This is a genomic window from Methylomonas koyamae (assembly GCF_019669905.1).
Classification (GTDB): domain Bacteria; phylum Pseudomonadota; class Gammaproteobacteria; order Methylococcales; family Methylomonadaceae; genus Methylomonas; species Methylomonas koyamae.
Genome location: NZ_AP019777.1, coordinates 1,929,191 through 1,942,794 on the forward strand (window position 1 = coordinate 1,929,191; position 13,604 = coordinate 1,942,794).

At 58.1% G+C, this 13,604-nt stretch carries 7 protein-coding genes; 5 read left to right on the top strand and 2 right to left on the bottom strand.

The window, feature by feature from the left end; translation table 11 throughout:
- The first annotated feature begins 139 nt into the window (after positions 1-139).
- Positions 140-1,303, top strand: a complete 1,164-nt coding sequence (locus MKFW12EY_RS09130; RefSeq protein ID WP_245006479.1) for a diguanylate cyclase domain-containing protein — start codon at positions 140-142, stop codon at positions 1,301-1,303.
- Between the two features lie 53 nt (positions 1,304-1,356).
- On the opposite strand, the gene ppdK is transcribed toward MKFW12EY_RS09130, so the two are convergent.
- The gene (gene ppdK, locus MKFW12EY_RS09135; RefSeq protein ID WP_221054404.1) at positions 1,357-4,098 is read right to left on the bottom strand and encodes a pyruvate, phosphate dikinase; all 2,742 of its coding nucleotides are present in this window, start codon (positions 4,096-4,098) and stop codon (positions 1,357-1,359) included.
- A 144-nt stretch (positions 4,099-4,242) separates the two neighbouring features.
- Between ppdK and MKFW12EY_RS09140 the strand changes: the two genes are divergently transcribed.
- From MKFW12EY_RS09140 to ftsH, 3 genes are all read left to right on the top strand, one after another.
- Entirely contained in the window at positions 4,243-5,424 is a 1,182-nt protein-coding gene (locus MKFW12EY_RS09140; protein WP_054763254.1) for a BaiN/RdsA family NAD(P)/FAD-dependent oxidoreductase, read from the top strand.
- A gap of 174 nt (positions 5,425-5,598) precedes the next feature.
- Positions 5,599-6,630 (top strand): IS5 family transposase, encoded by a 1,032-nt coding sequence (locus MKFW12EY_RS09145; RefSeq protein WP_054763844.1) that lies wholly within the window; start codon positions 5,599-5,601, stop codon positions 6,628-6,630.
- 516 nt (positions 6,631-7,146) lie between these two features.
- A complete protein-coding gene (gene ftsH / locus MKFW12EY_RS09150) occupies positions 7,147-9,078 on the top strand; it encodes an ATP-dependent zinc metalloprotease FtsH (protein WP_082409973.1) in 1,932 nt (643 codons plus the stop codon).
- A gap of 704 nt (positions 9,079-9,782) precedes the next feature.
- Here the strand turns inward: ftsH and MKFW12EY_RS09155 are convergent.
- A complete protein-coding gene (locus MKFW12EY_RS09155; protein ID WP_082409972.1) occupies positions 9,783-11,099 on the bottom strand; it encodes a PepSY-associated TM helix domain-containing protein in 1,317 nt (438 codons plus the stop codon).
- A gap of 231 nt (positions 11,100-11,330) precedes the next feature.
- Between MKFW12EY_RS09155 and MKFW12EY_RS09160 the strand changes: the two genes are divergently transcribed.
- Positions 11,331-13,592: a DNA internalization-related competence protein ComEC/Rec2 gene (locus MKFW12EY_RS09160; RefSeq protein WP_221054405.1), complete on the top strand. Its 2,262-nt coding sequence runs from the start codon at positions 11,331-11,333 to the stop codon at positions 13,590-13,592.
- The last annotated feature ends 12 nt before the right edge of the window (positions 13,593-13,604 follow it).

Genomic DNA, 13,604 nt, shown 5'->3' on the forward strand with positions numbered 1-13,604 from the left:
TGGTTGTTGGATATATGGCCGGTGAGGGGCGCGGCGCGGCGGCAAGTAATTTTTGAGGCAATTGATGAGAAGGATTACGTTCCTGGTTTATGCGGTGCTATGGCTAATGCTGCTTAGCCTAAACCTATACCAGCAAGTAATGGATACTAAACAGTACGCGCAGAATATCGCCACCCGCCAAGCCGAGATGTTTTTCGACCATATCATTCTGGTCAGAAAATGGAATGCTTCGCACGGCGGCGTGTACGTGCCCGTCGACGCCGGCACTCAGCCCAACCCCTATCTGAAGGTGCCGAACCGGGATTTGGAAACCAAGGAAGGCGTCAAACTGACCTTGGTCAATCCGGCGTACATGACCCGGCAGTTGGCGGAAATGAGCCAAAGCCAAACCGGCATCAATTTTCATATCACCAGCACCGAGCCTCTGCGGCCGGAAAACGAACCCGACCATTGGGAGGCTCAGGCTCTGGCCGGGTTTCGGAAAGGTCTGAAAAGCGTCAGCGGCTCGGGCGAGATCGACGGCAAACCGTTTTACCGCTACATGGCGCCGCTGCTGGTCGAAGCGGAATGCTTGAAATGCCACGACCAGGACGGCTACAAGCTGGGCGACGTCAGGGGCGGCGTCAGCGTGAACATACCTGCCGCGACGCTGGAGAGTTTCGTCAACGAGCGGGTAGACCATCTGGTCATTACCCATACCATCGTCGCGTTGATCGGTTTGATCGTGCTGCTGTTGTCCTATTTGGCGCAGGCCCGGCTCAGCAAACGCCTGGACAAGGCGCAGAGCCGCCTGCAATTGGCCTACCTGGACTCGCTGACCTTGTTGCCGAACCGGCGCTATTACGACGCCTTCGTCAAACGCGAATGGAAACGGGCGTTGCGGCACCAATACCCGCTGTCTATGATTATGATCGACATCGATTTTTTCAAATCCTACAACGACAATCTAGGCCATCTGGAAGGCGACCAATGTCTGCGGCAAGTGGCGAGAACCTTGAAGCGCTTTTTCCGCCGACCCGGCGATTTGATCGCCCGCTACGGCGGCGAGGAATTCTGCGTGGTCGCAGCTTGCGACGCCGAACAAATACTGGTGTTGGCGGAGATATTGCGGAAGGCGGTCGAGAACATGCGGATGCCGCACCCGGATTCGAAAATTTCCGAGTTCGTCACGATCAGCCTCGGCGTTGCCACCATTATTCCGGGCCACGATCAGGCTTTCGACGGTTTGTTGTATCGCGCCGACCAAGCCCTTTACGACGCCAAAGCATCGGGCCGGAACCGAGTCGGACGTTACCGGGAATAAACAGCCGGCGCCAGTTTCCGGCACCGGCTGTTTAGGCTTATAGCTGTTTAGGCTTATATCGGTTTATGCTCCAGCAGTTTTGCATGGGCCGCCGCCAGCCTGGCCACCGGAATCCGCGGCGCCGAGCAGGAGACATAGTTCAAGCCCAATTTGTGGACGAAACGGATCGAACGCGGATGGCCGCCGTGCTCTCCGCAGATGCCGATCTTCAAATCCGGCCGATGTTGCCGGCCCAATTCGACCGCCATTTTCATCAGTTTGCCCAAGCCTTCGATATCCAGCGTTTCGAACGGGTTGTCTTCCAGTAATCCGGATTCTTCGTACAACGGCAGGAATTTGTTTTCGGCGTCTTCGCGGGAGAAAGAGAAGGTGGCCTGGGTCAAGTCGTTGGTGCCGAACGAGAAGAAACTGGCGGTCGCCGCCAAGCGGTCGGCCCGAGTGCAGGCCCTGACGGTTTCGATCATCGTACCGAATTTAAAATTGAGCTTAAGTTTGTACTGCGCTTCGACCTCTTCCTGAATCTGGTCGACATAGCTTTTCACCTTTTTTAACTCCTGGGCGGTGATGACTTGCGGCACCATGATTTCCGGCTCGACCGGGATGCGTTGCTTGATGCAGCGCGCCGCCGCTTCCAGAATCGAGCGGATTTGCATCTTGTAGATTTCCGGGTAGCTCATGCCCAGCCGAACCCCGCGATGGCCTAACATCGGATTGACTTCGTAAAGCTCAAGTACCTTGTCCAGCATCATCTGCTTTTTGGCAATCGCTTCCAGAATCACGTCTTCGTTCAAGCGGTTGAACGGCGCCGGCAGATCGCCGGCATTGGCCAACGTGTCCAGCGTCACCCTCTGGCCCTTGACGACGGTCAGGTAATGTTTCAAGGCGTCCAACTCATCGGTCAACTGGTGTTCGTTGGGCAGAAACTCGTGCATCGGCGGATCCAACAGGCGCACGGTAACCGGATGCGGCGACATCGCCTCGAACAATTGTTCGAAGTCGTCGCGCTGGATCGGGAACAGTTTGGCCAGCGCCGCTTCCCGCTCTTCGGTGTTGTGGGCCAGAATCATATCGACCACCAGCGGCAGGCGGTCGGCGGCGTTGAACATGCGTTCGGTGCGGCACAAACCGATACCTTTGGCACCGTAACTTACCGCCAGCCGCGCGGTTTCCGGCGTGTCGACGTTGGCGTGGACCCGGAGGCGGGCGACCTCGTCGGCCCAGCCGAGTAAGATTTTCAAGTCCTCGGAAAAACGCGGTGCGATGGTCGGAATCCGGCCCAGGTAAATATTGCCGTTACTGCCGTCGATTGTGATCAGATCGCCTTCCTTGATATGGATGTCGCCGACGATGGCCAATCGCGCCCGAACGTCGACTTTGATGTCCTCGGCGCCGGCGACGCAGGCTTTGCCCATGCCGCGGGCCACGACTGCGGCGTGCGAAGTTTTGCCGCCGCGGCTGGTCAGTACGCCTTGGGCGGCAAAGAAGCCGTGAATGTCTTCCGGTTTGGTTTCTTCCCGCAACAGGATTAGATCCTGGCCGGTTTTTGCTAGGCGGACGGCACTATCGGCGTCGAATACGCAATGGCCGCAGGCCGCGCCGGGAGAAGCCGGCAGGCCGGTGGCGATCGGTTTGTTGTTGTGGTCCGGCGCCAATTGCGGATGCAGCAATTGCTCCAACAGCTCCGGATTGATGCGCAATAACGCTTGTTCTTTGTTGATCAAGCCCTCGCTGACCATGTCTATCGAGGTTTTTACCATCGCCGCCGCGTTCATCTTGCCATTGCGGGTTTGCAGGCAGTACAACACGCCGCGTTCGATGGTGTACTCGTAGTCCTGGACTTCGTGGTAATGCGCTTCCAATTTGTTGCGCAATTCCACCAGTTGCCGGTATTGCTCCGGCATTTCTTTGGCCATCTCGTGTACCGGTTTCGGCGTGCGGATGCCGGCGACCACGTCTTCGCCTTGGGCGTTGACCAAATATTCGCCGTACATCTCGTTTTCGCCGGTGCCGGGGTTACGGGTGAAGCCGACGCCGGTGGCGCAGTCGTCGCCCATGTTGCCGAACACCATCGTCACGATGTTGACCGCCGTGCCGTTGGCAATGTCGGGCGTGATGTGGAATTCGCGGCGGTAATCGACCGCGCGCTTGCCCGTCCAGGAATTGAATACCGCGCAGATCGCAATCTCCAATTGCTGGTAGACGTCCTCTGGAAACGGCCGGCCGGTTTCTTCGTGGACGACCATCAAAAACAATTCGCTGATTTCCTGTAACTGGTCGGCGCTCAAGGCAACGTCGGCCTTGATGCCGGCGCCACGTTTGACGTTGTTGAAATGCATATCGAATTTCTCGTCGTCGATGCCGAGCGCAACCTTGCCGAACAGTTGGATAAAGCGGCGGTAGGCGTCGTAAGCAAAACGCGGGTCGGAGGTTTCCTCGATCAGACCGGCCAGGGTCTGCTTGTTCAAGCCCAGGTTAAGGATGGTGTCCATCATGCCCGGCATCGAAATGGCCGAGCCGGAACGCACCGAAACCAGCAACGGATCGCTGGCGCCGCCGAAACTTTTGCCGGTCACCCGTTCGATGTCGGCGATTTGCGCCCGCACTTCGTCCATCAGGCCGTCCGGCAAGCGTTTCTGTTCCAGGTAACTGAGGCAGGTCTGGGTGGTGATGACAAAGCCCGGCGGTACGTTGAAGCCCATTTGGGTCATTTCGCACAGATTGGCGCCTTTTCCGCCCAGTAAGGCTTTGTTTTTACCGTCGCCGGTGGTGAATGAGTAGCTGTATTGTGCAGTCATTATCGCTCTTGTCGAAGTGGTGAGGGTCTATGGCTTGCAAGCCGGCGGCGCGTGGCCTGGAGCGGCGCCGCGGCGTGCGGAGAAATGCGGTTAGAATACCCGGACTTTTTACCGATTTTTTTATGTCATTACAAGCAGTACGGAATGGATAATTCAGACGTGGTCATTGTCGGCGCCGGCGCCTCCGGTTTGATGTGCGCCATCGAGGCCGGCAAACGCGGCCGCAAGGTTAGGGTGCTCGACCACGCCAACCGGCCCGGCAAAAAGATTTTGATGTCCGGCGGCGGCCGCTGCAATTTCACCAACTACACGATAGCAGCCGAAAATTACATTTCGCATAACCCGCATTTTTGCAAATCGGCGTTGAGCCGTTTCACCCAGTGGGATTTCATCGACTTCGTACAGCGGCATCGGATTCCTTACCACGAGCGTTTGCACGGTCAATTGTTCTGCGACGATAGCGCCAAGGATATTCTGAACGCGTTGCTGGCCGAATGCCGGCAATACGGCGTGCTAATCGAATTGAACTGCCGGATCGACAAACTGCAAGTGGCCGCAAACGGCGGTTTTTTGCTGCACACCAGCCTCGGCGAGCGCCGGGCGGAGAGTGTCGTCATCGCCAGCGGCGGCTTGTCGATTCCGAAGATGGGCGCCACACCGTTCGGTTACCGCATCGCCGAGCAATTCGGCATCAAGGTTTGGCCGACTCGGGCTGGCCTGGTGCCGCTGACCTGGCAGGCCGACGACAGCCAGCGGTTTGCGCCGCTATCCGGAATTGCCGTTCCGTGCCGGGTCGATTACGGCGAGCGCAGTTTCCGGGAAAATTTGCTATTCACCCATAGGGGGTTGAGCGGCCCGGCGATTTTACAAATATCGTCGTATTGGCGGCCGGGCGAGGCGTTAACGATCGATTTGCTGCCGGATCTGGATATCGGCGAACGGCTGCGAGCCGAGCGTAGCGCCGGCAGCAAGGCCAAGCTACAGAATTCGCTCGGCGAATACCTGCCCAAACGCTTGCTGCAAGCCTTGCTTGACCAGAATTTGCTGGCGGCTGCGGCCGCAAACTGTTCGGACAAACAAATCGCCGCCGTCGCCGAACGCTTGCATGGCTGGAGCGTGAAACCGAACGCTAGCGAAGGTTACCGTACCGCCGAAGTGACTGTCGGCGGCGTCGATTGCGACAGCGTGTCGTCGAAGACTCTGCAAAGTTTGCAGGTACCGAATCTGTATTTTGTCGGCGAAGTCCTGGACGTGACCGGTTGGTTGGGCGGTTACAATTTTCAATGGGCCTGGTCGTCCGGATGGTGTGCCGGCCAATATGTCTGACGCTATTGTCCGGCAGGCGATTGGGCGAATTGAAAACCGGTTAAAAATCTCCGAGCGACAAGATTGCGTGGGTTTTTATGCTTAACGATGCGTGCGGGATTTTATTTCTGGGAACCTCTAAAAATTGCGCCCGGCGAGTAAAATGAGTCGGAGCTAAAGACCTGGAGAGCAGAGATGACGGTGGCACAAGACGACCTTTTCGGTTCCCTGTTTGAACATCGAGATCGTCGGATCGATCGTTTGGGCAATCCGTTGTTGGAATTGGACGCGCAAGTGGATTGGGAGGCGTTCCGTCCGTTGCTGGATCAAGTGCGTCACAAAGTCCGTAAATCGTCTGCCGGGCGAAAGCCTTGGGATGGGGTGTTGATGTTCAAAGCGTTGGTCATCGCCAGCCTCTACAATCTGAGCGACGAGCAACTGGAGTTCCAAATCGAAGACCGGCGCAGCTTCCAGCGATTTATTGGTTTGTCGGATGCCAAGCACGCGCCGGATCGCAACAGTTTCTGGCTGTTTCGTGAGTCACTCAAAGCACTGAAACTCACCGAGACGTTATTCAACGAATTCAACCGACAATTGGACCGTGCCGGCTTGATCGCCCGCAAGGGTCAACTGATTGACGCCAGCTTCGTCAAGGCGCCGGTGCAGCGTAATACCCCGGACGAGAACGCCCGGATTAAAGCCGGCGAAACCGTCGAGGACTGGTCAGTCGCCAAACGCAGTCAGAAGGATACCGATGCGCGCTGGACCAAGAAAGGTGACAAGAGTTATTACGGGTACAAGAATCACGTCAACGTTGATAATGCCCACAAGCTGGTACGCAAATACACGGTCACCGATGCCAGCGTCCACGACTCTCAAACCCTGAACGGCTTGCTCGATAGCGGCAATACCAGCCGGGATTTGTGGGCCGACAGTGCCTATCGTTCCGAAGCGGTGGAAGAACAGTTAAAAGTCCAAGGCTACCGCAGCCGGATTCACCGCAAAGGGGTGCGCGGCAAACCGCTGACCGACCGGGAAAAACAAGGCAACAGCACCCGCTCCAAAACCCGTTGCCGGGTCGAGCACGTGTTTGCCTGGATGGCGCAATGGGGCGGTAAGGCGATCCGTTGCATTGGCCTAGCCCGCGCCGAAGTACGTATCGGCTTCATGAATCTGGTGTACAACATGCGACGTTTTTGCGCCATTCGCAGGGTAGCTGCGTCTTGATGCCGCCCATCGGAGCTGAAAAGGCTTCGAGTTGAAGGTAGTCCGCTTGGAAATGTCAGCTTTCGAGCGCGTTTTACGCCCCGAATCTGATTAATCGTGGATTTTTAGAGGCTCCCTTCTCTGGTAACTTCCGGTAGGTTTTCAGGATAGAACTCGGCTGGCGACGTGGAAGCCGATGGATGCAGGGAAATTGGGGGCGTTGCAGTCGGACCAATGGCTCTGGCGAGAGCCCCCAGAGCGATTTGTGTAAATCTGGGGAGCTTGCGGTTGGCGAAGAGCTACTTCTTATCTTGGAGGTCCGTGATAGTGGCTTGTGGTTTGGATCCAGCTTGGCCTGATGCTATCGGAATAACAAATTTCTGCAGGTTAGCGGTTCGCGTAGCCGATGTCGGCCTTGTCTACCGCGCTGGAATGGTGGCAGCGGCCGTAGCGCAGGCGCCGCTTGAATAGTCGACAAATTCCGGTAAAACTGGGTTAGAGTATCCTGAGAACACATAATCAACGAGGGCGAAGCTCATGATAGATAAGCAAAAAATCGGCGAGATTTACCGGATTGCGGTCGAATGGCTAACCGCTGCCTGGGCTTGGCTGCAAGCGCGTTGGCAAGCTTTTAACGCCAAAAATGCGGATAACGCCGGCCAGTCCGGCAACGAAGCGCCGAAGCCGTCGCGGTTCTGGTTGTATCTGCTGCTGGGTATTTTCCTGTTGTCGATTTTTGCCGGCGGCGAACGCATCCAAGGCCACGAAATTCCTTACAGCCAGTTCATCGCTCTGGTCAACGAAGACAAAGTGGAAAATGCCGTGGTTACCCAGCGCTTCATCAACGGCACGTTGAAGCAGGAAGACAAGAAAATCGGCAAGCAGTTTTTCACGATACCGCTGTGGGACGAGGCCTTGGTCAAAAACCTGCAGGCGCATAAGGTCGAGTATGTGGTCAGGAGCGGCGATAACTGGGCCAGCAGCCTGCTGTTCAATTGGATCATTCCGATCGCGATTTTTGCCGGCATCTGGATGTGGCTGTTGCCGAAAATGGCCGGTGGCGGCGGCCGCGGTTTTCTGAATCTGGGCAACAAGATGCGCATCCAGCAGGAAACCTCGAAAACCACGTTCGACGATGTGGCCGGTGCCGATAGCGCCAAACAGGAACTGAAGGAAACCATCGATTTTCTAAAGGCGCCGGAAAAACTGCAAAAGCTGGGCGGGCGGATGCCGAAGGGCGTGTTGTTGGTCGGTTCGCCGGGTACCGGCAAAACCCTGCTGGCGCGGGCCGTTTCCGGCGAAGCCGGCGTGCCGTTCTTCAATATCAGCGCTTCCGAATTCATCGAGCTGTTCGTCGGCGTCGGCGCCGCGCGGGTGCGGGATTTGTTCGAACAAGCCCGGCAAAAAGCGCCCTGCATCATCTTTATCGACGAACTCGATGCGATCGGCCGCTCCCGCGGCGGGCCGGTGGTGATGGGCGGCAACGACGAACGCGAGCAGACCTTGAACCAGTTATTGACCGAAATGGACGGCTTCGACGCCGCTTCCGGCGTTGTGGTGATGGCCGCGACCAACCGGCCGGAAATTTTGGATAAGGCCTTGTTGCGGGCCGGCCGCTTCGACCGGCAAATCGTGGTCGACAAGCCCGACCAGTTGGACCGGGTGGCAATCTTGAAATTGCACAGTAAAGCCATGCAATTGGACAAAGACGTGGATTTGGCCATCGTCGCCAAGCGCACGCCCGGCTTTGTCGGTGCCGATTTGTCCAACATCGCCAACGAAGCGGCGATCCTGGCTGCCCGCGCCGGCCGCGATACCGTGAACATGGCCGATTTCGAAGCCGCAATCGATCGGGTCATGGCCGGTCCGGAAAAGAAAAACCGAGTACTCGGCCCGGAGGAAAAGCGTCGGGTGGCTTATCACGAAGCCGGCCATGCCTTGGTTGCCGAGAACGTGCCGACCGGCCAGCCGGTGCACAAAATTTCGATCATTCCGCGCGGCGTGTCGGCGCTGGGCTTTACCTTGCAACTGCCGGTCGAAGAAAAATATCTGTCCACCGAAGCGGAACTGAAAGACCAGTTAGCGATCCTGTTGGCCGGGCGGGTCGCCGAGCAACTGGCGCTGCAAAGCGTTTCCACCGGCGCCCAAAACGACTTGGAAAAAGCCAGCGAAATTGCCCGCAACATGGTGTGTTATTTGGGTATGAGCAAAAAACTGGGGCCGTTGATTTACGGCCAACGCCAACAACTGCAATTTCTGGCCGGCGATATATCGGAACAGCGCAACTACAGCGAAGAAACCGCGCGTGTGGTCGATGCCGAAATTCGCGGCCTGATCGAGGACGCCGAACGCCGGGCGCAGCAGATTCTGACCGGTAAACGCGGCCATCTGGATAAGCTCGCCGAATTGCTGCAAGACAAGGAAGTGATTCAGCGCGAGGAAATGTTGGAGTTGATCGGCGGCGTCTGACGGCCAGGCCTCTGCTTCGGCCCGACCCGAAGCGGAGGCCAGTTTTGCCGATTTTCCGGTGTCGCCGGATCATACAAACCCAGCCTAAGCCGTATCTGCCGACTGAGAGCGTGCGGCCGATTAATCGACATTAAAAGTATTGAAGTAGTTTTGTCGAAATATTTTACAACGTGTTGTTAAGCATGCGATTTGATCTTGTCTTCGGTGCCGTTAATCCGGCCGTTACCGGCCGTTTTCCAGCGAAAATTTATGCCTCTGGGTCTAGTCGGAAATTTTTACACATTGCTGTAACAGATACTTTTTGCTGTGAGCTGAATCACATAAAGTGGTTATTTTCTATTGATTATTCAAAAGGCGCACATATTTTGCTTGTTGTCGATGCGTAGGGAAAGTCTTTAAGAATTGTGAATTTAGCGATAGCGAGGCAAAGATTATGGACACCAAGAAAAACGACACGGCAAACAAAAATCACGACGGCGACTGCAGCCACTCGTCTTTGGCGAAAGAATTCGTATTGGGCTTGCCTACCGGCAATTTCGTTTGCGCCCATTGCGGTCGGCCCTTGTCGTCGATATTAAGGGTTGACAGAAGATAGGTTACCGCCGGCGCGGACGACGGGCTAGCCACCGGCTACTGCCGAATCCAGCCTGTCGCTCCTCCGCTGCTGCCGGCTCGCGCCGACAAACTCCGATACCGCGTTCCGGTTAACGCCGCAACCGGTTCAACATTTTTCTCGCCGCTTTGCCACTCCAGGTTTGTATCCGCGGCCACTGCACGGCCCAGATTGCTCCGGCTTGCGTGGCGGCGTTTGCTGTTTTGCGCCGGATTTTGCCGGCCAACGCCGGCCAATCGATATGGCGGTCCGCGATCCAGCCGTGCCGATACAGCCAATGCAATAAGCCGGAAACGAACAACAGGGCAGGGGCCAAACCGGCGCAGAACCACAAAAACCGGCCGCCGGCGCCGAAGGCTTCTCCGGTATGCAAAGGCCATAGCCAGACCGTAAATGTCTGGCCCGGCGAAAACCGGTGCGGATTGCGTACGTCTCTGATTTGGCCGCTCCAACGGTCGACCCAGACCGTGGTGAACGGGTGGTGTTGGTTGATTTCGTCGCGCTGGCGCAGATTGACGCGATATACGCCCAGTTCGCCGGCCGGGGTGGTTACCCGCCTGACCTCGGAACTGGGAAACGGTCCGCGCGCAACCAAAATCGCTTCGGCCAGCGTTACCGGCCGCTGGTTCGGCACCGCGGTACTGCGCACGTTGGAACCGGCATCGCCGTGGCCCATGCCTTCCGCCGAAGTCAGGCTTTCTAACAGCGGCGGATAAGCCAAATGCAGGCCGGTGAACGCCAGTAACAGCAAAAATCCGGCCGCCGCTAAGCCCAACCAGCGGTGGAGGTCGAATATCAGCCGGATCAGGCTACCGTCGCGGCGGAGGCGAAAAGCGCCGGCCAGATTTCGCCAGCCCGGCCACCACAGATACAGGCCGCTGATGGTAGACAGTATCAGTAAACCGCCCAGAATGGCCGTCGCATAACGGCCGGTAGCGTCCAGTTGCAGTTGGGCGTGCAAGTCCAGAATCCAGGTGCCGAAGGTTCGGCCCCAAAATCGGCTGTCCAACACGGCTCCAGTGTAGGGGTTGATCGAAACCATTAACGGCGCGTAAAACGCGTCGACGCTTTCCTTGGGCTTGTCGAACCAGGCGGTAAGCGGCCGGTCCGGCGCCAGCGGCATTTCCAGAGTCCAGGCACCGTGGCGGTCGGGATGGGCAGTTCGCAACGAACCCAGAATTTTATCCGGCGGCAGCGGCACAGCATCTTGCGGAATCTCGATCCGCAACTGCGGATTGAGCAGGCTGTCCAGTTCCTCGCGGTAAACGCTGAGGCTGCCGGTCAGACCGATCAGCGCAAAAACCAGCCCTAGGCCGAGCGTCAACAGCAAATGGCATTGCCGCCAGATTTTTCTGGCGTCGACGATGAAGCGGGGGCGGACGATCAGTGGGTAATGCGGTTCGGGCATCGTTGGGTTTTCGCTAAATGGCAGTGGTCGATCGCGGCATGGCGCATGGGCCGTTACGGCGCTTTCTGTTCGTTGGCGAGCGCAGCGGAAAAAAATCGGCGCAGTTTAACCCGTTTCCTGGCCGCGGTTGGCCGAAAAATCGGCTAGACTGGCCGAGTCGTTCAGCCGCGTATATTAAATGGTAGAGTTCAACTTGCAGACCGCTCCGAACCTTCCGGGCGGAAATCCCCGATGATCCGCTACAGCCTGGCGTTCTTTGCCGGCATTGTCGCGGTTCAGCAATTCAGCCGATTGCCGAATTCGCTGGAATGGTTCGGCATCGTGGCGCTCGGATTGCTGGCCTGTGTCCGGCGCCATTATGCCGTGTTGAGTTTGTTGCTCGGCTTGGCATGGGCCTGCGCATTCGGCGCCTGGCGCTTGGCTCAACAATTGCCGGACCGTTACCAAAATGCCGAAGTCGAAATCGAGGGTTATATCGCCAGCCTGCCGCTAGTTCAGGAGCAGCGCATCGGTTTCGACTTTGTCGTGACTGCCGCGGCGGACGGCGTTCCGCAGAAGATCCGCTTGTCCTGGTATTCTCCGGAGTCGCTGCCGGCGGCCGGGCAGAGCTGGCGATTGCGAGTCAAGTTGCGAAAACCTCACGGCCGCTTCAATCCCGGCGGCTTCGATTACCAAGCCTGGCTATTCTCCAATCGCATCGGCGCGACGGGTTACGTCAAGAACAAGCCGCCGCCGCAACGGATCGCCGGCACAGCCAGCCTGGGCCGTTATTTGGCGCTTTGCCGCGGACTGATTGCCGACAAGATCGCTGCGGCCTTACCCGGCAGCCCGCAACTCGGTGTGCTGCAGGCATTGACGATCGGTACCCAGAACGCGGTCAGCCAAAGCCAGTGGCAAGTATTCCGCATTACCGGCGTGGTGCATTTGATTGTGATCTCCGGCTCGCATATCGGCCTGGTGGCCGGTTGGGTCTATCTGGCGATGCGGCGCATCTGGGCCTGGTCGGGCTTGCTGGGGATGTCGCCGCCACGGGCCGCTGCGGCGCTTGCCTGGTTGTCCGCACTGTTTTATGCCGCTCTGGCCGGATTTTCGCCGCCGACTGAGCGCGCGGTGGTCATGCTCGGCGTCGTGCTGGCGGCGATTGCCTGGCAACGCAATCCGGCCCCCGGCCAAGTACTGGTGTGGGCGTTATTGGCCGTTGTAATCGCCGATCCGTTGGCGGTATTGTCGGCCGGCTTTTGGTTGTCGTTTGCGGCCGTGGCGTTACTGCTGTACGTCTCGGCCGGCCGATTGGCCCGCCCCGGCTACTGGCGGGAACTGGCTGCCGCGCAATGGGCCAGCTTGATCGGACTGGCGCCGTTACTGGTATTGTTTTTTCAACAGGTGTCGTTGATTGCGCCGCTGGCGAACTGGTTGGCGGTACCTTTGATCGGCTTGGCGGTGGTGCCGTTGGCGTTACTGGCCGTCGCGATGTTGTCGGTTTGGCCGGCCCTGGCATCGTTGTTATTACAATGGGCGGATACGCTACTGCAGGTTCTGTGGTGGCTGCTGGAACGCTTGGCCGGGTTGCCGCTGGCGCAGTTGGGTTTGCCGCCGCCAACTGGATATGCCTTACCGTTGGCGGCGATCGGCGTGCTGCTGGCTTTAGCGCCGCGCGGGTTTCCGGGGCGGTATCTGAGCCCGTTGCTGCTGATTCCGCTATGTTTTCCGCCCGTCGCCAAGCCCAAACCGGGAGAATTCTGGTTGACGCTATTGGACGTCGGCCAGGGTTTGGCGGCGGTGGTACAGACTGCCGAACATGTGTTGCTGTTCGACACCGGCGCCAAATATTCCGAATTCAACGACATGGGCGAATCGGTGGTGTTGCCGTACTTGCGTTGGCGCGGCATTAGCCGGGTCGACGCGCTGGTGGTCAGCCACGGCGATAACGACCACGCCGGCGGCGCCGATTCGGTGCTGGCCGAGGTGCCGGTGGCAGCGTTGTTCAGCAGCGCGGCGGCATGGGCCGCGCGCAAGGACGGCAGCTATTGCCGGGCCGGCCAGGAGTGGGTTTGGGACGGTGTGCGCTTCCGCATGCTGGCGCCGCCGCAGCCGGCATTCGATAAGGAAAACGACAACTCTTGCGTCGTGCAAGTGCTTGCGGCCGGGCAGAGTGCGTTGTTGACCGGCGATATCGAACAGGCCGCCGAGCGTTGGTTGGTCGCGGCATACGGCGGAGAACTGTCCAGCCGGCTGTTGCTGGCTCCGCACCACGGCAGCAAGACTTCGTCGACGCCGTTATTTTTGGATGCGGTCAAGCCCGATTGGGTTTTGATTCCGGCCGGTTACGCCAACCGTTTCGGTTTTCCGCATAGCCAGGTAGTGCAACGCTATCGGCGCATACCGGCGGCGGTCATGAATACCGCCGAACACGGCGCCATCGAAGTTTTCGGTAACGGCCAGCCTCCGCTCGCCGAGCGGCAGCGGCGCAGGCGCTACTGGCACGCGGACTAGGCGGTTCGTTAG